The organism is Stutzerimonas sp. Brlt_14 (assembly GCF_051948915.1).
In the GTDB taxonomy this organism is placed as follows: domain Bacteria; phylum Pseudomonadota; class Gammaproteobacteria; order Pseudomonadales; family Pseudomonadaceae; genus Stutzerimonas; species Stutzerimonas stutzeri.
The window spans coordinates 165,475-190,581 of sequence record NZ_JAYJLM010000004.1 but is presented as its reverse complement, the minus strand read 5'-3'; the positions used below and the strand labels follow the sequence as shown (position 1 = coordinate 190,581).

The following is a 25,107-nucleotide window of genomic DNA, read 5'->3' as shown; positions in this document are numbered from 1 at the left end:
CTCAGTCGTCGCTGACGATATGGTGCTCGCCCCAGCGCGGCAGCATGTCCTGGGGAATGTTGAGCAGGTTGAGGATGCGCGCGACGACGAAATCCACCAGGTCGTCGATGCTTTGCGGCTGGTGATAGAAGCCGGGCGAGGCCGGCAGGATCACCGCACCCAGATTCGACAGCTTGAGCATGTTTTCCAGATGAATGCTCGAATAGGGCGCCTCGCGTGGCACCAGAATCAGCTGGCGGCGCTCCTTGAGGGTGACGTCGGCGGCGCGTTCGATCAGGTTGTTGCAGGCGCCGGTGGCGATTGCCGACAGCGTGCCGGTGGAACAGGGCACCACCACCATCGCCGTCGGTGCGCCGGAGCCGGACGCCGGCGGGGCCATCCAGTCCTCCTTGGCGAACACACGGATCTGCCCGGCGGCGGCACCGGTGTACTCGGAGAGGAAGGCCTGCATGGCCTGCGGCTTGGCCGGCAGCACCACGTCGGTCTCGGTGGCCATCACCAGTTGCGCGGCCTTGGAAATCAGGAAGTGCACCTCGCGGTCTTCCTGGATCAGGCAATCGAGCAGGCGCAGACCGTACTGCGCGCCGGAGGCGCCGGTCATGGCCAAGGTGATGCGTTCCGGTCCGCTCATTCAATTTGCTCCTGATGCCATTCGCGTGGAAATGCCTGCGGCGATTTCCAACCTACGCCAGTGCGGCGGCCAATTGGCCGTGCAACCCACCGAAACCGCCATTGCTCATCACCACCACCTGAGTGCCCGGCACGGCATCGGCTTTCACTTTGGTAATGATCGCCTCAAGCGAATCGCAGACCGTGGTCGGCACCGGCGAGCCGGCGACGGTCGCGGCGAGATCCCAGCCGAGGTTGGCCGGTGCGTACCAGATCGCCTGATCGGCCAGCGCCACCGACTCGGCCAGCCCCTCGCGGTGCGCGCCGAGCTTCATCGAGTTCGAACGCGGCTCGACCACGGCGATGATCGGCGTATCGCCGACGCGCTTGCGCAGGCCGTCGAGGGTGGTGGCGATGGCGGTCGGGTGATGGGCGAAGTCGTCATAGATGGTCACGCCATTGACCTCGGCGACCTTCTCCATGCGCCGCTTGACGCTACGGAATTCGCTCAGCGCCTCGGCGCCCTGCTTCGGCAGCACGCCGACATGCCGTGCCGCCGCCAACGTCGCCAGCGCATTGTTGACGTTGTGCCGGCCGGTCAGCTCCCACTCCACCACGCCCTGCACCTCGCCGTCGAAGATCACCTCGAAGCGCGAGCCGTCGGCGCTGAGCAGCTTCGCCTGCCACTGGCCGCCGTCGCCGGTGGTCTGCACCGGTGTCCAGCAGCCCATGCCGATGACGCGCTTGAGCGCCGTTTCCGACTCGGGATGGATGATCAGCCCCTCGCCCGGCACGGTGCGCACCAGATGATGGAATTGCCGCTCGATGGCAGCGAGATCCGGGAAGATATCCGCGTGATCGAACTCCAGATTGTTCAGGATCGCGGTGCGCGGGCGGTAGTGGACGAATTTGCTGCGCTTGTCGAAGAAGGCGCTGTCGTACTCGTCGGCCTCCACCACGAAGAACGGCGTACCGCCGAGCCGTGCGGAGATGCCGAAGTTCTGCGGCACACCACCGATGAGAAAGCCCGGGCTCATGCCGGCATGTTCCAGCACCCAGGCCAGCATGCTGCTGGTGGTGGTCTTGCCATGGGTGCCGGCCGCCGCCAGTACCCAGCGACCCTGCAGCACGTGATCGGCTAGCCATTGCGGGCCGGAGACATAGGGCAGCCCCTTGTTCAGCACGTATTCCACTGCGGGGTTGCCACGCGACATGGCGTTGCCCACCACCACCAGATCGGGTGCCGGTTCCAGATGCGCCGGCTCGTAGCCCTGCATCAGCTCGATGCCCTGAGCCTCGAGCTGGGTGCTCATCGGCGGATAGACGTTGGCATCGGAGCCGGTGACGCGATGGCCGAGTTCCTTGGCCAGCACCGCGAGCGAACCCATGAAGGTGCCGCAGATGCCGAGAATATGGATATGCATTGATGACCTCTGAAAGACGCCGCGCCAGACGGCATGGCCGCGCATTCGACGCTGGAAAACTGCGGCGCAGATTAGCACAGGGTCCGCTGCGGGGCGGTCGCACCGCACGTCGCCTCGCCTGCCGACGAACGGAGCCTGTTCTACGCTGAAAGACAGCAGTCATCACAATTACAAGACCGGAGACTCATCATGCGTTACGCCCATCCCGGCAGCGAAGGCGCTGTCGTTTCCTTCAAATCCCGCTACGGCAATTACATCAACGGCCAGTTCGTCGAGCCGGCCGGTGGTCAGTATTTCACCAACCTTTCCCCGGTCAACGGTCAGCCCATCGCCGAGTTCCCGCGCTCCGACGCCGCCGACATCGAGAAGGCCCTGGACGCCGCCCATGCCGCCGCCGATGCCTGGGGCAAGACCAGCGTCCAGGCGCGTTCGCTGATCCTGTTGCAGATCGCCGACCGCATCGAGCAGAACCTGGAGACGCTCGCCATCACCGAGACTTGGGACAACGGCAAGGCGGTGCGCGAGACGCTCAACGCCGATATCCCGCTGGCCGCCGACCACTTCCGCTATTTCGCCGGTTGCATCCGTGCCCAGGAAGGCACCAGCGCGGAGATCGACGAACACACCGCGGCCTACCATTTCCACGAGCCGCTGGGCGTGGTGGGGCAGATCATCCCGTGGAACTTCCCGATCCTGATGGCCGCCTGGAAGCTCGCCCCGGCGCTGGCCGCCGGCAATTGCGTGGTGCTCAAACCGGCCGAGCAGACCCCGCTGGGCATCAACGTGCTGCTCGAATGCATCGGCGACCTGCTGCCGCCGGGGGTGCTCAACGTGGTGCACGGCTACGGCCGGGAAGCCGGCGAAGCACTGGCCTCGAGCAAGCGCATCGCCAAGATCGCCTTCACCGGCTCCACCCCGGTGGGCTCGCACATCATGAAGCGCGCCGCCGAGCACATCATTCCGAGCACCGTGGAGCTGGGCGGCAAGAGCCCGAACATCTACTTCGAGGACATCATGCAGGCCGAACCGGCCTTCATCGAGAAGGCCGCCGAGGGGCTGGTGCTGGGCTTCTTCAACCAGGGCGAGGTGTGCACCTGCCCGTCCCGCGCACTGGTGCAGGAGTCGATCTACGCGCCGTTCATGGAAGCGGTGATGAAAAAGGTCGCGCAGATCAAGCGCGGCGACCCGCTGGACACCGACACCATGGTTGGCGCCCAGGCCAGCCAGCAGCAGTTCGACAAGATCATGTCCTACCTGAAGATCGCACAGGAAGAAGGCGCCGAAGTGCTCACCGGCGGGGCGGCCGAGAAACTCGAAGGCTCGCTCGCCACCGGTTATTACATCCAGCCGACCCTGCTCAAGGGCACCAACAAGATGCGCGTGTTCCAGGAGGAGATCTTCGGCCCGGTGATCGGCGTCACCACCTTCAAGGACGAGGCCGAGGCGCTGGCCATCGCCAACGACACCGAGTACGGCCTCGGCGCCGGCGTGTGGACCCGCGACATCAACCGCGCCTATCGCATGGGCCGGGCGATCAAGGCCGGCCGTGTCTGGACCAACTGCTACCACCTCTACCCGGCGCACGCGGCGTTCGGTGGTTACAAGAAGTCGGGCGTCGGTCGCGAGACGCACAAGATGATCCTCGACAGCTATCAGCAGACCAAGAACCTGCTGGTGAGCTACGACATCAATCCGCTGGGCTTCTTCTGATGGGCTGAGCGCGGTGGGCTTCGGCTCACCGCGCGTTCGAACAAGACACCTGCCGGGCTCCGCCATGGTGCTGTGGAGCCCGCAAAAGGTGCGTTCCTGCCGACATCCACCGACAAAACACCGGGAATCCCGTATTCCGTGCCGGGGCATGACGCTTGCTAGGGAGAGAGGTGCCAACCCGTCCAAGAGGATTCCCCCATGGCTCTCGAACACAGCAGTTCAACGCCACCGCACCACGCAATCGATTTCGAAACCGTTGGCAGTAGCTATTTCCAGGAACGCGAACTGAAGAAAGGCGCCGCCGGCTGGGTGCTGCTGGTCGGCCTTGGCGTCGCCTACGTGATTTCCGGCGACTACGCCGGCTGGAACTTCGGCCTCGCCCAGGGCGGCTGGGGCGGGCTGTTCATCGCCACGCTGCTGATGGCGACCATGTACCTGTGCATGTGCTTCTCGCTGGCCGAGCTGTCGTCGATGGTCCCGACCGCGGGCGGCGGCTATGGTTTTGCCCGCACCGCCTTCGGCCCATTGGGCGGCTTTCTCACCGGCACGGCGATCCTCATCGAATACGCCATCGCGCCGGCGGCGATCGCCGTGTTCATCGGCGCCTATTGCGAGTCACTGTTCGGCATCGGCGGCTGGATGATCTATCTGGCCTTCTACATCGTCTTCATCGGCATCCATATCTTCGGCGTCGGCGAGGCGCTGAAGCTGATGTTCATCATCACCGCGGTCGCCGCCCTTGCCCTGGCGGTGTTCATCGTCGCCATGGTGCCGCACTTCTCGGTGGACAAGCTGCTCGATATCGCGCCGACCACCGCTGCCGGTGCCAGCAACTTCCTGCCCTACGGCTACGTCGGCATCTGGGCGGCGATTCCCTACGCGATCTGGTTCTTCCTCGCCGTCGAAGGCGTGCCGCTGGCCGCCGAGGAAACCAAGAACCCGCAGCGCGACATGCCCCGCGGGCTGATCGGCGCCATGCTGATACTGGTCGCCTTTGCCGGCCTGATCCTCCTGGTCGGCCCGGGCGGCGCCGGCTCCAGCACTCTGGTGGCATCCGGCAACCCGCTGGTGGAAGCGCTGACCACGGCCTACGGTTCGTCCACCTGGATGAGCGGCTTCGTCAACCTGGTCGGCCTGGCCGGGCTGATCGCCAGCTTCTTCTCGATCATCTTCGCCTACTCGCGGCAGATCTTTGCCCTGTCGCGGGCCGGCTACCTGCCGCGCAACCTCTCGCTGACCAACAAGAACAAGGCGCCGGTGCTGGCCCTGGTGATCCCCGGTGTGATCGGCTTCCTGCTCTCGCTGACCGGCCAGGGCGACCTGCTGATCCTCGTCGCGGTGTTCGGCGCGACCATCTCCTACGTGTTGATGATGGCTTCGCACATCGTGCTGCGCCTGCGCCGGCCGGATCTGCATCGCCCGTACAGGACACCCGGCGGCATCGTCACCTCGGGCGTGGCGCTGGTACTGGCCTGCATCGCGGTCATCGCGGGCTTCCTGGTCGACCCGCGGGTGGTGATCGGCGCCGCGATCATCTACGGGATCTTCATCGCCTATTTCGCGATCTACAGTCGACACCATCTGGTGGCCGGCACGCCGGAAGGGGAATTCGCGGCGATCGAGCAGGCCGAGGCGACACTCAAGTAGGGAGAGCAGCCATGACGTACTCGCACAGCGTGGGCGGCACCACCTGGCGCTTCGACGATCTGCGCGAGGTGATGGCCAAGGCCAGCCCGGCGCGATCCGGCGACCTGCTCGCCGGGGTCGCGGCGGGCAGCGACGCCGAGCGAGTGGCGGCGCAGATGTGCCTGGCCAATGTGCCGCTCAGGCGTTTTCTCGAAGAAGCACTGATCCCCTACGAAAGCGATGAAGTCACTCGGCTGATCATCGACAGCCATGACGCCGCCGCCTTCGCGCCGATCAGCCACCTGACCGTGGGCGATTTCCGCAACTGGCTGCTCGGCGAGGAGGCGGACGAGTCGTCGCTGAAAGCCCTCGCACCGGGGCTGACGCCGGAAATGGTCGCCGCGGTGTCGAAGATCATGCGCGTGCAGGACCTGATCCTGGTCGCGCAGAAGGTCCGCGTCGTCACCCGCTTTCGCAACAGCATCGGCCTGGCCGGACGCATGTCCACCCGACTGCAGCCGAACCATCCCACCGACGACGGCGCCGGCATCGCCGCGAGCATTCTCGACGGCCTGCTCTACGGCAACGGCGACGCGGTGATCGGCATCAACCCGGCCACCGACAGCACCGCTGGCATCTGCGAGCTGCTGAAGATGCTCGACGCGGTGATCAGCCGCTACGAGATCCCGACCCAGGGTTGCATCCTCACCCACGTCACCACCTCCATCGAGGCGATCAACCGCGGCGCGCCGCTGGACCTGGTGTTCCAGTCCATCGCCGGCACCGAGGCGGCCAACGCCAGCTTCGGCATCAACCTGTCAACGCTGCAGGAAGGCTATGAGGCCGGCCTGTCGCAGAAGCGCGGCACCCTCGGCGACAACCTCATGTATTTCGAGACCGGCCAGGGCAGCGCGCTGTCGGCCAACGCCCATCACGGCGTCGATCAGCAGACCTGCGAAGCCCGCGCCTACGCCGTCGCGCGCCGCTACAAGCCGCTGCTGGTGAACACCGTGGTCGGCTTCATCGGCCCGGAATACCTCTACAACGGCAAGCAGATCATCCGCGCCGGGCTGGAGGACCACTTCTGCGGCAAGCTGCTCGGCGTGCCCATGGGTTGCGACATCTGCTACACCAACCACGCCGAAGCCGACCAGGACGACATGGACATGCTGTTGACCCTGCTCGGCACGGCGGGCATCAACTTCATCATGGGCATCCCGGGCTCGGACGACGTGATGCTCAACTACCAGACCACCTCCTTCCACGACGCCCTCTACGTGCGTCAGGTGCTCGGCCTGCGGCCCGCACCGGAATTCGAGGAATGGCTGGCGAAGATGCAGATCCTCCGACAGGACGGCAATCGCCTGCAGCTCGGCCGTGACCTGCCCGAAGCCTTCCGCCGTGCGCTGGAGCAGCAGGCATGAGATGCCAGGGCAAATCCGGCAGCGACCTCGACCGCGCAGGGGCCGCGCACGGCTTCTCCGGCGAGGCCGCTGCCATGAGCGTCCGCCGCCTGGGCCAGCGTATCGACCATCGGGAGCCGCAATGAACCACATCCCCAATCCCTGGCAGCACCTGCGCCAGCTGACCCCGGCGCGCATCGCCCTTGGCCGTGCCGGCACCAGTCTGCCGACGGTGGCGCAACTGGATTTCCAGTTCGCCCACGCGCAGGCCCGTGATGCCGTGCACCTGCCGCTGGACTGCGCCGCGCTGACCGCCGAACTGGACAAGCACGGCCTCGCCTGCCTGCCGCTACACAGCGCCGCCAGCGACCGCCAGACCTATCTGCAACGCCCTGACCTCGGCCGACGCCTCGACGAAACCAGCGCCGCCACGCTCGACGCCGAGGCCGGCGACGGCTGCGACCTGGCACTGGTGATCGCCGATGGCCTCTCGGCCCTGGCCGTGCAGCGTCATGCGGCACCCATGGCACTGAAGATCGCCGAACAATGCCAGGCCGAAGGCTGGTCCCTCGGTCCCGTCGCGCTGGTGGAACAGGGCCGCGTGGCGGTGGCCGACGAGATCGGTCAGCGTCTCAAGGCGCGCATGGTGGTGATCCTGCTCGGGGAGCGACCGGGCCTCAGCTCGCCGGACAGCCTGGGCCTTTACTTCACCTGGGCACCGCAGGTCGGCCGGCACGATGCGCAGCGCAACTGCATCTCCAACATCCGCCCCGAGGGGCTGAGCTACAACCTGGCCGCGCACCGCCTGCTCTACCTGATGCGCGAAGCCAGCCGCCGACAGCTATCCGGCGTCCAGCTCAAGGACGAGGCCGACGTGCCGGCGCTGGACGGTCAGCCGCGCGCCGGCAACTTCCTGCTCGGCTAGCCGGCATCAGGCCGGCTGCCAGGGCTCCAGCGTCTGGCTGTAGACCACCGCGCCGTCGATGTCGCGCAGGCTCACGCTCAGCGCACCGCTCTGGGCATCGATCTCCACCTCGCCGAAGAACTGGAAGCCCGCCCGCGGCGAGCTGTTCGCCGTCGGCGGCGCCTTCTGGAACACCACTTCCGGGCCGAAGGTGCCGTCCAGCGGATTAGGCCCGAAGCTGCCGGCGTTCAAGGGGCCTGCGACGAACTCCCAGAACGGCTCGAACTGCTGGAAAGCGGCGCGGTTGGGGTGGTAGTGGTGCGCGGCGCAATAGTGCACATCGGCGGTCAGCCAGACGGTGTTGCGCACCCGCGCACGCTGGATGAAGGCGAGAAGCTCGGCGATTTCCAGCTCGCGACCGAGCGCCTGACCGTCGTCACCGTTGGCGATCGCCTCCCAGCGACGCATGCCCTGGGCATCCACGCCGTCCGGCACATGCAGGCCGATGGGCATGTCGGCGGCGATCACTTTCCAGGTCGCCCGCGAGGCGCGCAGCTCGCGCTTGAGCCAGCGCAACTGCTCACGGCCGAGGAAAACCGTCTGCGCGCCCTGCTCGCTCTGCAGATTATCGGTGTTCGGCCCGCGGTAGCTGCGCATGTCCAGCACGAACACGTCCAGCAACGGCCCGTAGCTGACCTTGCGATAGATGCGCCCGAGCTTGTCGCCGCGGGCCACGCGCATCGGCGCGTATTCCAGGTAGGCCTGACGCGCACGGCGGACCAGGGTGTCGATGTCGCGAACCTGCCGGTAGCGGTCGTCCAGCTCCTTGCTCGGCGACCAGTTGTTGGTCACCTCGTGATCGTCCCACTGCCAGATCTGCGGTACCTCGGCATTGAAGGCCCGCAAGTTCTCGTCCAGCAGGTTGTAGCGGTAGTTGCCACGAAACTCGTGCAGCGTCTCGGCAACCTTGCTCTTCTCTTCGGTGACCAGGTTGCGCCAGATGCTGCCGTCCTCGGCGGTCACTTCGGCGGGAATCGGCCCGTCGGCATAGATCACGTCGCCGCTGTGCAGGAAAAAGTCCGGCCGCCGCCGACGCATGCTTTCGTAGATGCGCATGCCGCCGAAGTCCGGGTTGATACCGTAGCCCTGGCCGCAGGTGTCGCCGCCCCAGACGAAGCGGATATCGCGCGGGCGCTTCGCGGCGCTGCGCAGGTGGCCGAACCAGGGCTCGCTGAGCACGCCGCTGCGGGCATCCTCGAAACGAGCCCGGTAGAAGATCGACTGATCCGCCGGCAGCCCACGCAGGTCGACGCGGGCGGTGAAGTCCTGACCGGCATCGGTTACGGAGGACACCATGCGCCGCGGATTGCCGAAGCGGCTGCGCGTATCCCACTCGACGATCAACCGGCCAGGGCGGTCGCAGCGGCTCCAGATCAGCGCGCGATCGTCCGTCACGTCGCCGGACTGCACGCCGTCAAGCATCTGCGGGCGCGCCCGCGGCGCGGCGATGATGGCGGGCGCGGCGCCCAGGACCGGCAGGGCGAGGCCGGCGCCGATACCCTGCAGCAGTTGGCGGCGCTTCTGATCCGGTGCGGTCATTTCGGAAGTCTCCTGGCGAGTGGGGGTCATTCCGATGTACCCGTCCCGCTTGACAGTCCCGTGACGCGCCGACCGACGGCACGCTCAGCCGGCCGCCAGCAACAGCACCGCGTCGATCTCGAACAGCATGCCGTCCAGTGCCAGACGCGGCACGGGAATCAGCGTACAGGCCGGCTTCGGACCCGGCCCCAGCGCCCGCGCGAGTTCGTCGCCGAACACCTGCAGCCGCGCTTCGCTGTGATCGACGATCAGTACACCGAGCCTGGCAATCTGCTGCGGTGTACCGCCCACGGCCTCGATGGCGATACACAGGTTGCGCAGCGCCTGGCGCACCTGCTGGCGGAAGTCCTCGGACAGCTCTCCGTCGGCGGTTTCACCGCCCTGCCCGGCGATGAAGGCCAGTCGCGCGCCGGGCGGCAACAGCGCCACATGGGAATAGCCGTTCGGGGCGGGGTCGTACAAGCCCGGCGGGTTGATCAGGGAAAGTCCCCCTGGGCGGTTCTGTTCACGCATGGCAGGCTCCTCGTCTACAGGGTTCGGCGGGCAAGGCCAGCAGTAGCGCCACTCGCCCGGAGTACTCACCGTAGCAGCCGCCCGGCGATCCCACCGGTGTTTCGCAGAGGCGGTCGCGGGCTTTCATGGCAGCCGAGGTCCGGCTTGCCGCTGGTGAACGCCGCGCTTATGGTGAGCGCCCCGCCCCGCTGGAAACATCAGCCATGTGGTCCTTTCGCGCCTGGCAGCGCAAACGCATCCTCGCTCGCAACCCGGTCGATGTCGATCTGTGGCAGCGGGTGCTCGACAGCCTGCCGATTCTCGACGGTCTCGGCGACGACGAACTCGCCCGCCTGCGTGAGCGCGCCGTGCTGTTCCTGCACGACAAGCGCCTCACCGCGCTGCCCGGCGTCGAGCTGCAGGCCGAGGACCGTCTGCGCCTGGCGCTGCAGGCGCAACTGCCCCTGCTGCACCTGGCGGACCTCGGCTGGTATCACGGCTTCCACGAGATCGTGATCTACCCCGATGATTTCCTCAGCCCGCAGAAGCACCGCGATGCCGCCGGCGTCGAGCATGAATGGGACGCCGAACACAGCGGCGAAGCCTGGCTGCAGGGCCCGGTGATCCTGGCCTGGCCCGGGGTGCAGGAAAGCGGCGGCTGGGAGGCCTACAACCTGGTGATCCACGAACTGGCGCACAAGCTGGACATGCTCAACGGCGATGCCAACGGCCTGCCGCCGCTGCATCGGCAGATGCGCATCGATGCCTGGGCCAGCGCCATGCAGGGCGCCTACGACCGACTCAACGCCGCGCTGGACGCCGACCCGGAAGCCGAGACGCCGATCGACCCCTACGCCGCGGAAAACCCGGCGGAATTCTTCGCCGTCACCAGCGAGTACTTCTTCAGCGCCCCGGACGTGCTGCAGCAGAGCTTTCCCGACGTCTACGCGCAGCTGGCGGCGTTCTACCGGCAGGACCCGCTCGCTCGACTGCAACGCCTGCAGGCCGAACATCCCGCCTATCGGGAACCTGCGTAGGGCTGGCGCGTCGAAGCCGGCGTGCATTGCGCGCGACATTGCGCCTATAATCGCGCCCACTTTTTTTCCGCCCCCAGGCCGCGCTGGCCGATCAGGAGCCCATCGTTCATGAGCTACAGCAAAGTCCCGGCTGGCAAAGACCTGCCGAACGACATCTACGTCGCCATCGAGATCCCGGCCAACCATGCGCCGATCAAGTACGAGATCGATCACGACACCGACTGCCTGTTCGTCGACCGCTTCATGGCCACCCCGATGTTCTACCCGGCCAACTACGGTTTCATCCCGCATACCCTGGCCGATGACGGCGACCCCCTCGACGTGCTGGTCGTGACCCCCTATCCGGTTGCCCCGGGCTCGGTCATCCGCTGCCGTCCGGTCGGCGTGCTGAACATGACCGACGAAGCCGGCGGTGACGCCAAGCTGATCGCCGTCCCGCACGACAAGCTGACCCAGCTGTACAAGGACGTGAAGGAATACACCGACCTGCCGCCGCTGCTGATCGAGCAGATCAAGCACTTCTTCGAGAACTACAAGGATCTCGAGAAGGGCAAGTGGGTCAAGGTCGAAGGCTGGGAAGGCGCCGACGCCGCCCGTGCCGCCATCATCAAAGCTGCCGAGGCTTACCAGAAGTAAGTCGAGGCACTGAAGAAAAGCCGGCCACAAGCCGGCTTTTTAATGCCCGCAAATCTGCCTTTTGCCACCGGCCCGGTTCGACTATCGCTAGCCCCGCGCCTGGTTGCGCCCGCCACGCTTGGCTTCGTAGAGCGCCTGGTCCGCTCGCGCCATCAGCTGATCCACCTCGCCCGGTAGGCCCTCCATCTGCGCCAGACCGATGCTGACCGTCACCGTGATGTCGCCGGCCGCCGTGGGCATCGGCGTCTGGGCCACGGCAGTGCGGATCTTCTCGGCCACGCAGCGTGCCCCTTCGGCATCGGTATGCGGCAACACGATGGCGAACTCCTCGCCCCCGAGCCGACCGAACAGGTCGTGAGCGCGCAGCATTCCGGCACAGGTCTCGCTGAACTGCTTGAGCACGGCATCGCCGATCGGATGGCCGTGCACGTCGTTGACGCGCTTGAAGTGATCGATATCGAGCATCAGCAGGCTCAGGCTCTCGTTGTGGCGGCGGGCTCGCGCGAGTTCAGCCTCCAGGCCCGCTAGAAAGGCCCGGCGACTGCTGACGCCGGTCAGTACATCGGTGTTGGCCAGCTGTGCCAGCTGGCCGTGGGCGAGGCGCAAGCGAGCGATGCTCTGGAAGTAGCGACTGCTCAGCAGAAAGATCAGCAGCGCCACCACCGACAATGCCAGGGAGATGACACCTGCCGAAACGGTCAGCAATGTCTTGCGCTCCTGGAATGCCGCCATGAAGTCCGTCGGCGACAACAGCACGACCACCACCACGCCCTGGTCAATCAGGCGCCGATAGGCGCCGAGGCGATACTCCCCGTCGATGACGCTGACGCCTTCGTAGAAGCCCCGCTGGGGAGCCTCCGGATCGAAGTAGGGCTTGTCCTCCGGCACCTTGAAGTGCCCGTAGCGCCCCGGAATCTGCGTTCCGGAGGCGATGGCTCGCACGCTGCGATCGGTGCCCAGCAAAACGATGCTGCCGTTGGGGCCGACGTCGATCTGCTGGTAGTAGTCGGCGAAGAAGCTGGTGGGCACGGAAAGCACCAGCACCCCGGCGAACTCGCCATTCTGGTGAATGGGACGAGTGAACTGGATGGTCCACTGTTTCGAAACCCGACCAAGCACCGGCTTGCTGATGAACAGCCGATCCTCCTGCGGGTTGTCGCGATGCACGCGAAAGTGCTCGCGATCGCTCAGGTCCACGTGCTTTCCGGACGGCCCGAGGTTGGAAAAGACCAGCCGGCCGTCCCGGTCGATAACCGCCAGCTGTGCAATGAAGCCGCCATAGGCCTTGAGCTCCTCGTCCACGTGGCGGCCGAAGTCCATGTGCTCCAGGACGTCTTCACGCATGTCCAGCAACACGATGTCCATCAGCCGGATGGTGCTGAGCACGTGGGCCTCGAAAGCGGTGGCGAGGTTCATCGCGTTGTTGCGCGCCGCCTGCACCGTCAGCGTACGTTCATGCTTGATCTCGTCCAGCACGAACGCCCACATCGGTCCCAGCGTCAGCACGAGCACCAGGGCTGCCAGAAGTCCTGCCTTGCGTTTCAAGCTTCACCCCGTCGCGTCCTACGCGAAGTTCTTGTTCTCGAAGCTAACAGACGAACGGTAGCGCCGGCCAGACACGTGACCGGACAACGCACCGGCACGACGCGCGCCCGCCCGCGCTGTGTACGCAAGGGCAACACAGCCATCAGGCCGGAATCAGGCCATCGCCACTGGCTGGCGCACCGGAAGAAGCTCATGCACGACCAGCACCTGCCGGGTCAGCGTACTCATCAGCAATGCCGAGCTCTGGTAGGTGCGCCGCTGTCCATCACGGCCGTGCTCGTAGCTGAACACAAACGGATCGCCAGTGCCGGCGAGCAGCGCCTCGATGCCGTCTGCCAGCCTGGCACCGGCATCGAACCCGTCGCCAGTGGCCGCACGGCAGCGCGCCAGGTAATCCAGCGACTTGCATCCGGACAAGGCAGCCGGAGCGTTGCCGCCGGCCATCCAGACCTGATTGGCAGTGATCAGCCTGCCGTTGCCATCGACCACCCCGATGGCCAGCGGCAAGGCATCGATGATCCCGCGGGTGAACGCTTCGGCGTCTTCCAGACGTGCCTCGCGCCGCTGCTGCTCGGTCACATCCTGCAGGCAGCCGACCAGCAAACCGCCCAGAGCACCGAGGCCCTGGAAAACCTGCCCAGGTTGATCACCGACTATGCCCGTGCCACTTGCCGGAGTTGAGCACGGTGCCGCTGCAGACGAGCGTCGCTGATGCGATTCAGCGCACCGCCGATACGTCGCGCCTATATCCCCTGCTTTCGAAGGGATTCCCGTGACCGTACGGTTTCGCTATGGTGGCTAACAGGTATCACGGAGTGATCGCATGGTTCGGGGCTCAATCCTCTTGCTGTTGTTTGTCGCCTTGCTCGGCTGCCAGCCCGAATCGGATTCGATCCGTATCGGCAGCAACCGCTGGCTTGGCTATGCGCCGATCTATCTGGCGGACGATCTGGGCTGGACTGCCCCCAGTGGCATCCGCCTGGTGGAATACCCGAACACCACAGGTGTGCTGCGCGGCTTTCGCAACGGCATGCTGGACGCCGCCATGCTCACCCTCGACGAAACGCTGCTGCTGCAGGACAGCGCGGCGGAGCTCGACCTGGAGATCATTCTGGTCACCAACGTCTCAGCTGGCGCCGATGCGCTGTTCGCCCGCGCGCCGCTGACCAGCCTCAAGGACCTGGCCGGCCAGCGCATCGGCGTCGAAAACACTGCGCTGGGCGCCTACTTCCTTTCCCGCGTGCTGGATCAGGCCGGGCTGCGGATCGACGATCTGCAGGTGGTCAGCCTGCCGGTGCATGAGCAGGCCCCGCCGCCTTCGCCGCCGGCGAAGTCGACGCTGTCATCACCTTCGCTTCGGAGGGCCCGGCGCTGGAAAGCAAGGGCGCCCGGCGCATCTTCGACAGCCGCCAGCTGCCGGGCGAGATCGTCGACGTACTGGTGGTCGACCGGCAACGCGTCACCCGCGAGCAGCGTCGGCGCCTCCGGGACCTCTGGTTCGATGCGCTGCGCACCTGGCAGGACAATCGCGGCGAAACCGATCCGCGCCTGCATGCGCGCCTGGGCCTGACGCCGATGGCACTGCAGGTCACCCTCGACGGCCTGTTGATGGGTGATCGCGCCGTCAACCGTGAGTGGTTCGACGAGGGCCAGTTGCAGCAGAGCATCGGCCAGCTCAGCCAATATCTGCGCGAACGCCGGCTGCTCAACGGTTCGAATCCGGTCAATCTGATCGCTCGCTGCGAGGGCCCAATATGCTGACAAGGTTGTCGCTGCGTCGATCAATACCCCTGCTGCTGGGCATCTTCGGTCTGCTGTTCACGGTCATGCTGACCGCCTGGCACCTGCCGACCCGTATCGAGGAAACCCTCGCCGGCTGGCGCAACCACACCTCGCAGCATCTTGCCCTGCTGCAGAGCAGCCTGAGCGATCATCGCCGCCTCGGCCGCAACGCCGAGCTGGAAACCGAGCTTGCCGATCTGGCCAGCCTGGAAGGTGTGCGCTGGGCGATGGTGATCGACCGCAGCCTACAGGTGATCGCCACGACCCAGCTGGGTCTGTCCCCCGAGCGCCTGGCACTGATCGATGCCGGCGAACTCGCCAAACAGGTGAACGGCGGCCGCGCGGGCTGGTTCGGCGAAGGCTCCAGGCAGCTGGCGATCTACCCGCTGGACCGCGTCGCCCAGGACGGCACGCCGCTGCGCGAAGCGCTGCTGGTGGAGTACGACTTCGCGCCGATGCTGGCGCAGACCAAGCGCGAGGCCTGGTTCTACCTCGTGCAAACGCTGGCCCTGCTGTTGTTGCTTGGCGTGATCCTAAACCGCCTCTACGGTCGCCTGCTGACGCGCCGCCTGGCCCGCATCGACCAGGCCGCACGCCAGTTCGCCATCGATCAGCAACCGCAGAACCTGTCGGTCGGCGGCCGCGACGAGATCGGCCGGCTGGCCAGAACCCTCAATCGGATGATGAACCAGCTGCACGAGCGCCAGCTGGCGCTCAGCGAAAGCGAGCAGCTGTTCCGCGACCTGGTGGACACCGCGCCGATCGGCATGCTGGTGGTCGACCGCGAGCTGCGCGTGCTGCAGGCCAACCCTGCGGCGGCAGCGCTGTTCGGCTGTACCCCGGCGGAGCTGTTGGGCAACCTGCCGAGTGATCGCCTGCTGGAAAGCGATGCCACCACCCGCCTGCTGAGCACCCCGGCGAACACGCCGCTGGAGCTGACCGGTCGCCGTCATGATCGGGAGGTGCCGCTGGAGATCAGCTGCACGCCATTCCAGCGCTACGGCGTTCGCCATTTCCTCGTGCTGCTGCGCGACATCAGCGACCGCCTGCGCGCCGAACAGCGTCTGCGCTTTCTTGCCCACTTCGATCCGCTGACGCAGCTGGCCAATCGCAACTACCTGGTGCAGCGCCTCGAACAGTTGCTCGCGGCGCGCCTGCCGCTGACGCTGCTCTACCTCGACCTGGACCACTTCAAGCGCATCAACGACAGCCTCGGCCACGAGATCGGCGACAAGCTGCTGGTGCAGATCGGCGACCGCCTGGGCCGGCTGATGCCCGAGCATGCGCTGCTGTCGCGCAGCGGTGGCGACGAATTCATGCTGCTGCTCGACGGCAGCGACCACGCCCGCGCCGAGCAGCTGGCCCAGTGCATCATCGAAGGCTTCCAGCCGCCGGTGCGCATCGGCCAGTACGAGTGCTACGTCAGCCCGAGCATCGGCGTTGCCATCAGCGACGGCCGGCACAGTGCCAGCGACCTGCTCAAACAGGTGGACCTCGCCCTGTATGCGGCCAAGGATGCCGGCCGCAACTGCACGGTGTTCTACAACGAGGCGCTCAGCGATGCCGCCGCCGGCCGCCGCGCCCTCGAGCAGGCTCTGCGCCGGGCGCTGGACCGGGACGAGTTCGTGCTGCATTACCAGGCCCAGGTCAATGCCCAGGGCGAGCCCGAAGTCATGGAAGCGCTGCTGCGCTGGAATTCGCCGGAGCGCGGACTGGTACCGCCCGGAGAATTCATCCCGGTGCTGGAAGAGAGCGGCATGATCATCGAGGCGACCCGCTGGGTGGTCCGAGAGGCCTGCCGCCAGGCCTGCCGCTGGCACGCCATGGGCCATCCGCTTCGCATCGCGATCAACCTGTCGCCGCTGGACTTCCGCCAGGCCGATCTGGCGGGCAGCCTGCTGGCGATCCTCGCCGAAGAGGGTGCGTCGCCCGACATGCTGGAGTTGGAGATCACCGAAAGCGCGCTGCTGGAGGCCGACGAGCATGTGCAGCAGACCCTCGGCCGTCTCAAGGCCGCCGGTTTGCCACTGCTGCTCGATGACTTCGGCACCGGCTATGCCTCGCTGACGTACCTGCAGCGCTTCCGCTTCGACGGTATCAAGATCGACCGTGAATTCGTCAGCGGGCTGCCGGACAGCGAGCAATCGGTAGCCCTGGTGCGGGGCATCCTCACCATGGCCAGCCACCTTGGGCTGCATGTGGTGGCCGAAGGGGTGGAGAACGAGCGTCAGGCGGCCTTCCTGCGCCTCAACGGCTGCCCCAGCCTGCAAGGCTTCCACTATGCGCGACCGCAGCCGGCAGCGCAGTGCCGTCTGCAGCTGAATGGCCGGCCGGTCAATCTGCAGCTGCCGCTGGACGGCTGATCGGCATCGATAGCGGCAAAGCGCCTGCAATTGCGAAGCGTTCGCATCTGAGTTAGGTTCGTGCCCCCTCCCGGTGGCATGCACCCATGCGCGACAACAACAAGATTCCCGATGCCTGTCTGCAATGCTATGTCCATCACCGCCAACGGCTGGTAGCCCATCTGACTCGCCTCGGCGGCTGCCGAGCACTGGCCGAGGACCTGGCCCAGGATGCCTGGCTGAAACTGGCGCAGGTCATGCCCGAGCAGAGCCTCGCCAACCCCAAGGCCTATCTCTTTCGCATCGCCACCAATCTATTGCGCGATGCCCTGCGCCATCGCGCGCTTGTCGGTGCCGGCGACGAGGCACCGCTGGAACTGATCGAGGCCGTGCAGGCCGACCCCTGCGGGCTGGTGGAACACCAGTGTGCGCTGCGATGCGTCCTGCGCCAGCTCGACGACTTGCCGCCACGCTGTCGCCAGGTGTTCGAACTGGCGCGGCTGGAAGGGCTCAGCCAGGCGGAGATCGCCGAGCGCCTGGGCATTTCGGTGAACACCGTGATCGCTCAGCTGGCCAAGGCGCGCCAGCGGCTGGAGCGGCCGTAATTTTTTTTCTGTCACCCGTAATGGTTTTTCCGCGCTGATTCGTCTTGCCTGTGCCCTTGCGCAATTGAGAGTAATTCTCGATTAAACGGCATCCTCGCAGATGCTTTCGTGCGGCCACGCCGCCAGACAAGAAACCACCGACGCCGCGAAAACGGCCCGCTCCGGGTCGCGGCCGCGCTCGGCCCGAGGAATGTGCATGACCCCGTCCAGTACCGTAGTGCCCTTCGCCCCCGGCCCCGCCAGCAACGGGCTGTTCACCCGCAGCAATCATGATGACTACCGCCGGCTCCTGCAGCAGGGTCTGAACCTGGTGCAGCAGTGCCTGCAGCGTCAGCAGCAGCCGTTCAGCGGCATCCTTCCGCACGAGCTGGCCGCCGACTTCGAACGCGTCGATCTCGAGCGCCCGCTGGGCGACGCCGGCGCCGCGCTGCGCGAGCTGGATCAGCTCTATCTGCGCGACGCGGTGTATTTCCACCATCCGCGCTACGTCGCCCATCTCAACTGCCCGGTGGTGCTGCCGGCGCTGCTCGCCGAAGTGCTGGTGTCATCGCTCAATTCCTCGCTCGACACCTGGGACCAGAGCGCCGGCGGCACGCTGATCGAACAACGCCTGATCGACTGGACCTGCGCGCGCATCGGCCTCGGCAGTCAGGCCGACGGCGTATTCACCAGCGGCGGCACCCAGTCCAACCTGATGGGGCTGCTGCTGGCCCGTGAGCACGTCTGCAACTGCTTGCCCGGCCACGGCGGCAACCTCCAGCACGGGCTACCGCCGGACGCGGGCCGACTGCGCATCTTCGCCTCCCGCGCCAGCCACTTCAGCGTGCAGAAATCCGCCGCGCTGCTGGGGCTGGGCTACGACGCCGTGCGCAGCATCGAAACCGACAGTGCCCAATGCATGAGCGTGCCGGCGCTGGCCCAGGCGCTGGCGGACTGTCAGCGCTTGGGCGAGCTGCCCATGGCCGTGGTCGCCACCGCCGGCACCACCGACTTCGGAAGCATCGACCCGCTGCCGGAGATCGCCGCGCTGTGCCAGCACTATGGCGTCTGGTTGCACGTCGATGCCGCCTATGGCGGCGGCCTGCTGGTCGCGCCGCGCTACCGCGGCTGGCTGACCGGCATCGAACACGCCGACTCGGTCACCGTGGACTACCACAAGTCGTTCTTCCAGCCGGTCAGCTGCAGCGGCTTCTTCGTTCGCCGGCGTCAACACCTGAGCTACATCACTCACCACGCCGACTACCTCAACCCGCGCAGCCAGACCCGCGAGGGCACGCCGAACCTGGTCAACAAGAGCATCCAGACCACCCGCCGCTTCGACGCGCTGAAGCTCTGGCTGACGCTGCGCATCCTCGGTGCCGAGCATCTCGGCGCGATGTTCGAGGAAGTCATCGACCGCGCCGCCGACACCCATCGCCTGCTCGCCGACGACCCGGCCTTCGAAGTCTTCGCCCCGCGCCTGAGCACGCTGGTGTTCCGCTTCGTCGCCGCAGGCGTGGCGGACGAGCGCCTGGACGACATCAACCGCGAGATCCGCAAGGCCATCTTCCGCTCCGGCGCGGCGGTCATTGCCGCCACCGTGGTCAAGGGTCGGCAGTACCTCAAGTTCACCCTGCTCAACCCGGAAACCACGCTGGACGACCTGCGCTCCATCGTCGAGCTGATTCGTGACCACGGCGCCCGCCTGCTCGACGACCGCCAACCAGTAGGAGATCGCTCATGAACAAGATCTACGACTTCATCGGCATCGGCATCGGCCCGTTCAACCTTGGCCTGGCCTGCCTGGCACAGCCCATCGACGGACTCGACTGCCTGTTTCTCGACCGCGCCGAGGGCTTCAACTGGCATCCCGGCATGATGCTCGACAGCGCCACCCTGCAGACGCCGTTCATGGCCGATCTGGTGACCCTGGCCGACCCCACCAGCCGTTTCAGCTTTCTCAACTACGCCAAGCAGATCGGGCGGCTGTACGCCTTCTACATCAAGGAAGACTTCTTCCTGATGCGCCGCGAATACAACCAGTACTGCCAGTGGGTGGTGGAGCAGCTCGACAGCCTGCGCTTCGGGCATTTCGTCCAGCACGTCGACTACCTCGACGAGCGTCGCTGCTACCGCGTGCGCGGGGTGCATGCACGCAGCGGCGAGGGTTTCGAGTTCCTCACCCGCCGCCTGGTACTCGGCACCGGCACCACGCCCTATCTGCCGAGCTGCTGCGAAGGCCTGGCCGACCACGTCAGCCACAGCGGCAACTACCTGCAGGACAAGCCTCGCCTGCAGGGCAAGCGCTCGATCACCGTGGTCGGCAGCGGCCAGAGCGCGGCGGAGATCTACTACGACCTGCTGCAGGAAATCGACCGCCACGACTATCAGCTGAACTGGATCACCCGCGCGCCGCGCTTCTTCCCGCTGGAATACACCAAGCTGACGCTGGAAATGACCAGCCCCGAGTACATCGACTACTTCCACAGCCTGCCGCGCAGCACCCGGGAAAAGCTCATCGACAGCCAGAAGGGCCTGTACAAGGGCATCAACGGTACGCTGATCAATGCCATCTACGACGAGCTGTACAACCAGAGCCTCAAGGGCGAGGTGCCGACCCAGCTGCTGACCAACGCCGAGCTGCGCCGCTGCCAGCGCCTGGCCGACGGCACGCTGGAGCTGGAGTTCTTCCAGCACGAACTGCAGCAGAGCTACCGGCACCGCTGCGAGGCGCTGGTGATGGCCAGCGGGTATCAGTACCGCCTGCCACGCTTCATCCAGCCGATCGCCGAACGCATCGTCTGGCAGGCGCCGGAGCGCTTCGCCGTGGCGCGCAACTACAGCATCGACCGCAACGGCGACGAGGTCTTCGTGCAGAACGCCGGGCTTGCCGATCACGGCCTGGTGACGCCGGATCTCGGCATGGGCTGCTACCGCAACGCCTGCATCCTGCGCGAGATCTGCGGGCGCGAGCACTACGCGGTGGAGACGAAGATCGCCTTCCAGCAGTTCAGCCTGCCGCAGCCGCTCACGCCCCAGGGCGCGGTGGCGGCGCGATGACGCTGCGACGCGCACTGATCGGCATGACACTGCTGGCCGTGCTCGGCGACAGCCTGCTGATGCCGTTCTACCCGCAATACTTCGCCGAGCGTTTCGGCGAGTTGCGCAGCGAGCAGGTCGGGCTGTACCTGGCCGCGGTGTGCCTGGTGGCGATGCTCGCACTGCCCGTGTGGGTGCGCCTTGCACGCCATGCTCACCCGCTGCGGCTGCTGATCGTCGGTCAGCTGGTAGCCGGCGTGCTGGCACTGGCCTGTGCGGCCATCGACCGGCAGTGGCTGTTCTGGCCGGTGTCGCTGGCGATGATCGCCTTCAAGGCCAGCTATCTGCTGATGTATCCCTACGTCATGGGCCTGGTAGGCACCGACCAGCAGGTACGCACCATCGGCCTGCTTTCGGTGGTGGTGCACCTGGGCGCAATCGCCGGCGCGACGCTGGGCGGCGGCGTGCTGCACTACCTCAGTCCGGCGCGGATGTTCGTGCTGATGGGGCTGATGGACTTCGTGCAGATGGCCGTCAGCCTGCTGCTGTTGCGCCATGCGCCGCAGCCGGCACGGGTCGATGCGAGCACGCCACCGAGGCCGCGGGAGGAGCATCTGGCCATTGCCCGACTGTGCCTGCTGATGCTGGCCTTCTACTTCTGCGTCTACCTGGCGCGGCCGTTCTTCACGCTGTACTGGGAACAGCTCGGCGGACCACAGGCCAGCTGGATCACTGGCTTGGTTTACGCCATTCCCGGCATGCTGGCACTGCTCGCCCTCGCCCTGCACTACCACGCCGGGCAGCACCTGACCGCCTGGCTGCTGCTCGGCGCCGCCGGGCTGGCGTTGCAGGGTGTCGAGCAGATGCCGCTGGTGCTGGCCGGGCGCGTGCTGTTCGGCTGGGCGCTGTACCAGCTCACCGTGGCGCTGGATGCGCGACTGTTCGCCCTCAGCCGGCCGGAGCACTACGGCCGCGACTACAGCCTGATCAACATCTTCCAGAACCTCGGCGTACTCACCGCCTCCTGGCTGGCCGGCGTGGTGGTACGTGATGCCGGCCTCGCCGCGCCGTTCCTGCTCTCGGCGCTGGGCCTCGTTCTCACCGCATGCGCCCTGCGCTGGCTGCTGGTTTCGGCACCGGTCGGGGCGCCTCTCTGTGGAGCCAAACCATGAACACCGCTCTTTCCCGCGCGGACGGTCCGCGCTTCGTCCGCTACTGCGCACTCGGCGCGATGCACTTCGAAACCCTGCAACCCGAGCACCTGCCGCTGCTGCAGGACTGGCTGCGCCGCGACTACGCGCGCTTCTGGGGCATGGGCCACATGAGCCTGACGCAGCTGGCCGACTACGTTGACGAGATCCAGCGCAGCAGTCACCGCGACATCGCCCTCGGCCTGTGGAACGGCGAGCCGGCCTTCCTGTTCGAGGGCTACCACCCTGCCCACGACCGGCTCGCCGACCACTATCAGGTGCGCCCCGGCGACCGCGGCATGCACCTGCTGCTCGCCCCCTGCGAGCGCCCGGTGCACGGCTTCAGCCTGGAGGTGATGCGCAGCATCCTCGCCTATCAGTTCGCCGACCCTTTCGCCCGCCGCATCGTCGTCGAGCCCGACGCGCGCAACGCCAAGGTACATGCGCTCAACCGCCGGGTCGGCTTCGTCTACCAGTGCCTGCTGCATCTGCCGGAGAAGGACGCCTGCCTGGCGTTCTGCACCCGCGCGCAGTTCCTCGCCACCCTTCAGGAGAATCCGCAATGAATCAGCTCGTACGCCTGCCGACCGCTACCAGCGACCTGGCCACCGACCATCTGCAAGCCGAACTCTGGGCCCGCGCCAATCGCCTGTTGCTGAAAAAGGCGCTGGCCGAGTTCAGCCACGAGAAGCTGCTCAGCCCCGAGCCGCTGGGTGACAGCCACTACCGCGTCGCCGTGCCGGACAGCTCGACCGAGTACCGCTTCAGGGCGCGGCGGCTGGCGCTGGATCACTGGTCGATCGCCACCGACTCCATCGAAAAGCTCAGCAACGGGGAACCACAGCCGCTGGATGCCCTTGCATTCATCATCGAGTTCAGCGACGTCCTCGGCCTTTCCGAAACCAACCTGCCGCTCTACCTGGACGAGATCAGCAGCACCCTGTTCGGCAGCGCCTACAAGCTCGCCAACAGCCCGCTGAGCGCGGCCCAGCTGGCCCTGTCGGACTTCCAGCAGATCGAGACCGGCATGCGCGAAGGTCATCCGGGATTCGTCGCCAACAACGGGCGGATGGGGTTCGACGCCCAGGATTACCGCGCCTACGCGCCGGAAGCCGCCAGCCCGGTGCGTCTGGTCTGGCTCGCCGTGCACCGCAGCCGCGCCAGCTACAGCGCCATCGACGGGCTCGACCAGGCGACCCTGCTGCGCGAGGAACTGGGTGGCCAGCTCGGCGTGTTCCACAACCAGCTGCAGGCGCTGCAGCTCGACCCGGACGACTATCTGCTGATGCCGGCGCATCCCTGGCAGTGGCACAACATCCTGGCCATCGGTTTCGCCGCGGAGATCGCCAACCGGCAGATCGTCTATCTCGGCCTGAGCAACGACCGTTACCTGGCGCAGCAGTCGATCCGCACCTTCTTCAACCAGAGCGAGCCGCAGCGGCGCTACGTGAAGACCGCCCTGTCGATCCTCAACATGGGCTTCATGCGCGGGCTGTCGCCCTATTACATGCAGGCGACCCCGGCGATCAACGCCTACCTCGCCGGCCGCGTGGCGCGCGACCCGCTGCTGCGCGACTGCGGCTTCCAGCTGCTGCGCGAGGTGGCGGCGATAGGCTATCGCAACCCTTACTACGAGCAGGCGCTGCCGGCCAGCAGCCCCTACCGCAAGATGCTCTCGGCGCTCTGGCGCGAGAGCCCGCTGGGCCACATCGAACCCGGCCAGCGGCTGATGACCATGGCCGCGCTGCTGCACAGCGACGGCGACGAGCGCGCCCTGCTGCCGACGCTGATCAGCGCGTCGGGACTCACCGCCGACCGCTGGCTGCGGCAGTACCTCAATGCCTACCTGAAGCCGCTGCTGCACTGCTTCTATGCCCATGACCTGGTCTTCATGCCCCATGGCGAAAACCTGATCCTGGTGCTGGAAGACCATGTGCCGGTCCGCGTGCTGATGAAGGACATCGGTGAGGAAGCGGTGATCCTCGATGCCGAGGCGAAGATTCCCGAAGCGGTCGGCCGTCTCGCCGTCTCGGTGCCGGACGAGCTCAAGGTGCTGTCGATCTTCACCGACGTGTTCGACGGCTTCTTCCGCTACCTGGCGCAGATTCTCGACGAACAGGGCGGCCTGCCGGAGCAGCGCTTCTGGCAGCAGGTCGCCGACTGCATCGCCGACTACCAGGCCAGCCAGCCGCAGCTGCGCGACAAGTTCGCCCGTTACGACCTGTTCGCCGAGGAATTCGCCCGCTCCTGCCTGAACCGCCTGCAGCTGGGCAACAACCGACAGATGCTCGACCTCGCCGATCCGGCCGGAGCGCTGAAATTCGCGGGCACCCTGAAGAACCCCGTGGCGCGCTATGCACCGGAGCGCTGAAGCGCGCTGGCCGCCCACGGATGCGCTGGGCAGCCTGCTGCTGCGCCTGCGTCGCGTGCTGCCGGGCCTCGATGGTCGGGTCGGCGCACCCCGCGCCGACGAGCTGACGCTGGAGCATCCACAGTCTGTGGCCAGGCTGCTGGCGCACTGGCGGGCGGCCTGTCCGGAAGCGGGCCGCCACTACTGGGCGGCGCGCTGCTGGACGCTGCTGGTCTGGCAGCCCATCTACCTACAGGTGCTCGCGGTGCGCCTGGCCGGCCAGGCCCCGTGCCTGGACGGCCTGGCGCAGGGCGTCGAACAGGGCTTCGTCGCCGGGTTCTGCCTGCCCGATCACCAGCCACTGCAGGGCGAGCCCCAGCGCCTGCTGCGCCATGCCGGCGCCCAGATCCGTGGCTTCTGTGAACAGGCCCAGGCCGTCAGCGGGCCGCTGCTCGGGCTGCACCCCAAGCTGGCGCAGCGGCTGGCGGCCGACTGCGTCATGGCCGCACTGCTGCATAGCCAGCGCCTCGACGGTTGCGGCAACCTGCAACTGTGCCGGGCGGCTGACGTCTGGCTGGCGGCTTGCGCCATGTCCGGCGCCAGCGGCCTGCTCGCGGTACCGCTGGCCGAAGGCGGTACGCGCCTGGGCCTGCAGCGCAAGGCGTGCTGCCAGCACTTTCGCCGCGCCGATGGCGAACTCTGCGACAGCTGCCCGAAGCTGCCGCTCGCCGAACGGGAAAGGCGACTGCGCGAGCAGGACCACTGAGCGGCGGCGCGGGTTGGAGGGCACCCCGCCGGCCTACGCAGGTTGATACACATCACGCGGGCAAACCTT

At 66.6% G+C, this 25,107-nt stretch carries 21 protein-coding genes and 1 pseudogene; 16 read left to right on the top strand and 6 right to left on the bottom strand.

Annotated features, from left to right (window positions below):
* Window position 1: 1 nt before the first annotated feature.
* Window positions 2-631 carry a flavin prenyltransferase UbiX gene (gene ubiX, locus VF716_RS11285; protein WP_013984098.1) on the bottom strand — a complete coding sequence of 210 codons (630 nt, stop codon included), beginning with the start codon at window positions 629-631 and terminating at the stop codon, window positions 2-4.
* 52 nt (window positions 632-683) lie between these two features.
* Complete coding sequence (mpl, locus tag VF716_RS11280) at window positions 684-2,033, bottom strand: UDP-N-acetylmuramate:L-alanyl-gamma-D-glutamyl-meso-diaminopimelate ligase (RefSeq protein WP_108242341.1); 1,350 nt, start codon at window positions 2,031-2,033, stop codon at window positions 684-686.
* A 189-nt stretch (window positions 2,034-2,222) separates the two neighbouring features.
* Here mpl and exaC point away from each other — a divergent pair, with 189 nt between their 5' ends.
* From exaC to eutC, 5 genes are all read left to right on the top strand, one after another.
* A complete protein-coding gene (gene exaC / locus VF716_RS11275; protein WP_019405356.1) occupies window positions 2,223-3,743 on the top strand; it encodes an acetaldehyde dehydrogenase ExaC in 1,521 nt (506 codons plus the stop codon).
* A gap of 198 nt (window positions 3,744-3,941) precedes the next feature.
* A complete protein-coding gene (gene eat / locus VF716_RS11270) occupies window positions 3,942-5,390 on the top strand; it encodes an ethanolamine permease (RefSeq protein ID WP_011914695.1) in 1,449 nt (482 codons plus the stop codon).
* Window positions 5,391-5,401: 11 nt separating this feature from the next.
* Window positions 5,402-6,793, top strand: coding sequence for an ethanolamine ammonia-lyase subunit EutB (locus VF716_RS11265; RefSeq protein WP_049324607.1), 1,392 nt, complete (start codon window positions 5,402-5,404; stop codon window positions 6,791-6,793).
* On the top strand, window positions 6,790-6,918 hold the full coding sequence (locus tag VF716_RS11260; RefSeq protein WP_440552702.1) for a hypothetical protein: 129 nt from the start codon (window positions 6,790-6,792) through the stop codon (window positions 6,916-6,918). The genes VF716_RS11265 and VF716_RS11260 overlap by 4 nt, the downstream gene beginning before the upstream one ends.
* Complete coding sequence (eutC, locus tag VF716_RS11255) at window positions 6,915-7,697, top strand: ethanolamine ammonia-lyase subunit EutC (protein ID WP_017246063.1); 783 nt, start codon at window positions 6,915-6,917, stop codon at window positions 7,695-7,697. Before VF716_RS11260 ends, eutC begins: the two co-directional genes overlap by 4 nt.
* Window positions 7,698-7,703: 6 nt before the next feature.
* Here eutC and VF716_RS11250 read toward each other — a convergent pair whose 3' ends face one another.
* Both VF716_RS11250 and VF716_RS11245 read right to left on the bottom strand, forming a co-directional pair.
* Window positions 7,704-9,275, bottom strand: coding sequence for an alkaline phosphatase D family protein (locus tag VF716_RS11250; RefSeq protein ID WP_279946757.1), 1,572 nt, complete (start codon window positions 9,273-9,275; stop codon window positions 7,704-7,706).
* Between the two features lie 84 nt (window positions 9,276-9,359).
* Window positions 9,360-9,788 (bottom strand): RidA family protein, encoded by a 429-nt coding sequence (locus VF716_RS11245; protein WP_011914699.1) that lies wholly within the window; start codon window positions 9,786-9,788, stop codon window positions 9,360-9,362.
* A gap of 203 nt (window positions 9,789-9,991) precedes the next feature.
* Between VF716_RS11245 and VF716_RS11240 the strand changes: the two genes are divergently transcribed.
* A complete protein-coding gene (locus tag VF716_RS11240) occupies window positions 9,992-10,804 on the top strand; it encodes a zinc-dependent peptidase (protein ID WP_041755794.1) in 813 nt (270 codons plus the stop codon).
* 108 nt (window positions 10,805-10,912) lie between these two features.
* Window positions 10,913-11,440 carry an inorganic diphosphatase gene (ppa, locus tag VF716_RS11235; RefSeq protein WP_003290517.1) on the top strand — a complete coding sequence of 176 codons (528 nt, stop codon included), beginning with the start codon at window positions 10,913-10,915 and terminating at the stop codon, window positions 11,438-11,440.
* 87 nt (window positions 11,441-11,527) lie between these two features.
* On the opposite strand, the gene VF716_RS11230 is transcribed toward ppa, so the two are convergent.
* Together VF716_RS11230 and VF716_RS11225 are read right to left on the bottom strand one after the other, a co-directional pair.
* Window positions 11,528-12,985 carry a sensor domain-containing diguanylate cyclase gene (locus tag VF716_RS11230; RefSeq protein ID WP_020305908.1) on the bottom strand — a complete coding sequence of 486 codons (1,458 nt, stop codon included), beginning with the start codon at window positions 12,983-12,985 and terminating at the stop codon, window positions 11,528-11,530.
* Window positions 12,986-13,138: 153 nt separating this feature from the next.
* The gene (locus VF716_RS11225) at window positions 13,139-13,588 is read right to left on the bottom strand and encodes a PAS domain-containing protein (protein WP_020305907.1); all 450 of its coding nucleotides are present in this window, start codon (window positions 13,586-13,588) and stop codon (window positions 13,139-13,141) included.
* A gap of 220 nt (window positions 13,589-13,808) precedes the next feature.
* On the opposite strand from VF716_RS11225, the pseudogene VF716_RS11220 reads away from it, so the two are divergent.
* The 9 genes and pseudogenes from VF716_RS11220 to VF716_RS11180 all read left to right on the top strand — a co-directional run bounded on the left by VF716_RS11220 (window position 13,809) and on the right by VF716_RS11180 (window position 25,038).
* Window positions 13,809-14,746 (top strand): annotated as a pseudogene (locus VF716_RS11220) (ABC transporter substrate-binding protein).
* Entirely contained in the window at window positions 14,740-17,130 is a 2,391-nt protein-coding gene (locus VF716_RS11215) for an EAL domain-containing protein (protein ID WP_440552701.1), read from the top strand. Before VF716_RS11220 ends, VF716_RS11215 begins: the two are co-directional and overlap by 7 nt.
* An 86-nt stretch (window positions 17,131-17,216) precedes the next feature.
* Window positions 17,217-17,714: an RNA polymerase sigma factor gene (locus VF716_RS11210; RefSeq protein WP_017246489.1), complete on the top strand. Its 498-nt coding sequence runs from the start codon at window positions 17,217-17,219 to the stop codon at window positions 17,712-17,714.
* A 196-nt stretch (window positions 17,715-17,910) separates the two neighbouring features.
* Window positions 17,911-19,437, top strand: coding sequence for a pyridoxal phosphate-dependent decarboxylase family protein (locus VF716_RS11205; RefSeq protein ID WP_440552700.1), 1,527 nt, complete (start codon window positions 17,911-17,913; stop codon window positions 19,435-19,437).
* Entirely contained in the window at window positions 19,434-20,753 is a 1,320-nt protein-coding gene (locus tag VF716_RS11200; protein ID WP_440552699.1) for a lysine N(6)-hydroxylase/L-ornithine N(5)-oxygenase family protein, read from the top strand. Before VF716_RS11205 ends, VF716_RS11200 begins: the two co-directional genes overlap by 4 nt.
* Window positions 20,750-21,904, top strand: a complete 1,155-nt coding sequence (locus VF716_RS11195) for an MFS transporter (protein WP_049325090.1) — start codon at window positions 20,750-20,752, stop codon at window positions 21,902-21,904. Before VF716_RS11200 ends, VF716_RS11195 begins: the two co-directional genes overlap by 4 nt.
* The gene (locus VF716_RS11190; protein WP_017246493.1) at window positions 21,901-22,488 is read left to right on the top strand and encodes a GNAT family N-acetyltransferase; all 588 of its coding nucleotides are present in this window, start codon (window positions 21,901-21,903) and stop codon (window positions 22,486-22,488) included. The genes VF716_RS11195 and VF716_RS11190 overlap by 4 nt, the downstream gene beginning before the upstream one ends.
* Window positions 22,485-24,293 carry an IucA/IucC family protein gene (locus tag VF716_RS11185; RefSeq protein WP_049325091.1) on the top strand — a complete coding sequence of 603 codons (1,809 nt, stop codon included), beginning with the start codon at window positions 22,485-22,487 and terminating at the stop codon, window positions 24,291-24,293. The genes VF716_RS11190 and VF716_RS11185 overlap by 4 nt, the downstream gene beginning before the upstream one ends.
* On the top strand, window positions 24,277-25,038 hold the full coding sequence (locus VF716_RS11180) for a siderophore ferric iron reductase (RefSeq protein ID WP_049325092.1): 762 nt from the start codon (window positions 24,277-24,279) through the stop codon (window positions 25,036-25,038). Before VF716_RS11185 ends, VF716_RS11180 begins: the two co-directional genes overlap by 17 nt.
* Window positions 25,039-25,107 lie beyond the last annotated feature (69 nt).

Coding starts and splice junctions, on each gene's coding strand:
- VF716_RS11205 (WP_440552700.1), top strand. CDS start 17,911: ATGACCCCGTCCAGTACCGTAGTGCCCTTCGCCCCCGGCCCCGCCAGC.
- VF716_RS11215 (WP_440552701.1), top strand. CDS start 14,740: ATGCTGACAAGGTTGTCGCTGCGTCGATCAATACCCCTGCTGCTGGGC.
- ubiX (WP_013984098.1), bottom strand. CDS start 631: ATGAGCGGACCGGAACGCATCACCTTGGCCATGACCGGCGCCTCCGGC.
- VF716_RS11265 (WP_049324607.1), top strand. CDS start 5,402: ATGACGTACTCGCACAGCGTGGGCGGCACCACCTGGCGCTTCGACGAT.
- VF716_RS11185 (WP_049325091.1), top strand. CDS start 22,485: ATGAATCAGCTCGTACGCCTGCCGACCGCTACCAGCGACCTGGCCACC.
- eat (WP_011914695.1), top strand. CDS start 3,942: ATGGCTCTCGAACACAGCAGTTCAACGCCACCGCACCACGCAATCGAT.
- VF716_RS11195 (WP_049325090.1), top strand. CDS start 20,750: ATGACGCTGCGACGCGCACTGATCGGCATGACACTGCTGGCCGTGCTC.
- VF716_RS11210 (WP_017246489.1), top strand. CDS start 17,217: ATGCGCGACAACAACAAGATTCCCGATGCCTGTCTGCAATGCTATGTC.
- ppa (WP_003290517.1), top strand. CDS start 10,913: ATGAGCTACAGCAAAGTCCCGGCTGGCAAAGACCTGCCGAACGACATC.
- VF716_RS11190 (WP_017246493.1), top strand. CDS start 21,901: ATGAACACCGCTCTTTCCCGCGCGGACGGTCCGCGCTTCGTCCGCTAC.
- VF716_RS11250 (WP_279946757.1), bottom strand. CDS start 9,275: ATGACCGCACCGGATCAGAAGCGCCGCCAACTGCTGCAGGGTATCGGC.
- VF716_RS11240 (WP_041755794.1), top strand. CDS start 9,992: ATGTGGTCCTTTCGCGCCTGGCAGCGCAAACGCATCCTCGCTCGCAAC.
- exaC (WP_019405356.1), top strand. CDS start 2,223: ATGCGTTACGCCCATCCCGGCAGCGAAGGCGCTGTCGTTTCCTTCAAA.
- VF716_RS11260 (WP_440552702.1), top strand. CDS start 6,790: ATGAGATGCCAGGGCAAATCCGGCAGCGACCTCGACCGCGCAGGGGCC.
- VF716_RS11200 (WP_440552699.1), top strand. CDS start 19,434: ATGAACAAGATCTACGACTTCATCGGCATCGGCATCGGCCCGTTCAAC.
- eutC (WP_017246063.1), top strand. CDS start 6,915: ATGAACCACATCCCCAATCCCTGGCAGCACCTGCGCCAGCTGACCCCG.
- mpl (WP_108242341.1), bottom strand. CDS start 2,033: ATGCATATCCATATTCTCGGCATCTGCGGCACCTTCATGGGTTCGCTC.
- VF716_RS11180 (WP_049325092.1), top strand. CDS start 24,277: ATGCACCGGAGCGCTGAAGCGCGCTGGCCGCCCACGGATGCGCTGGGC.
- VF716_RS11245 (WP_011914699.1), bottom strand. CDS start 9,788: ATGCGTGAACAGAACCGCCCAGGGGGACTTTCCCTGATCAACCCGCCG.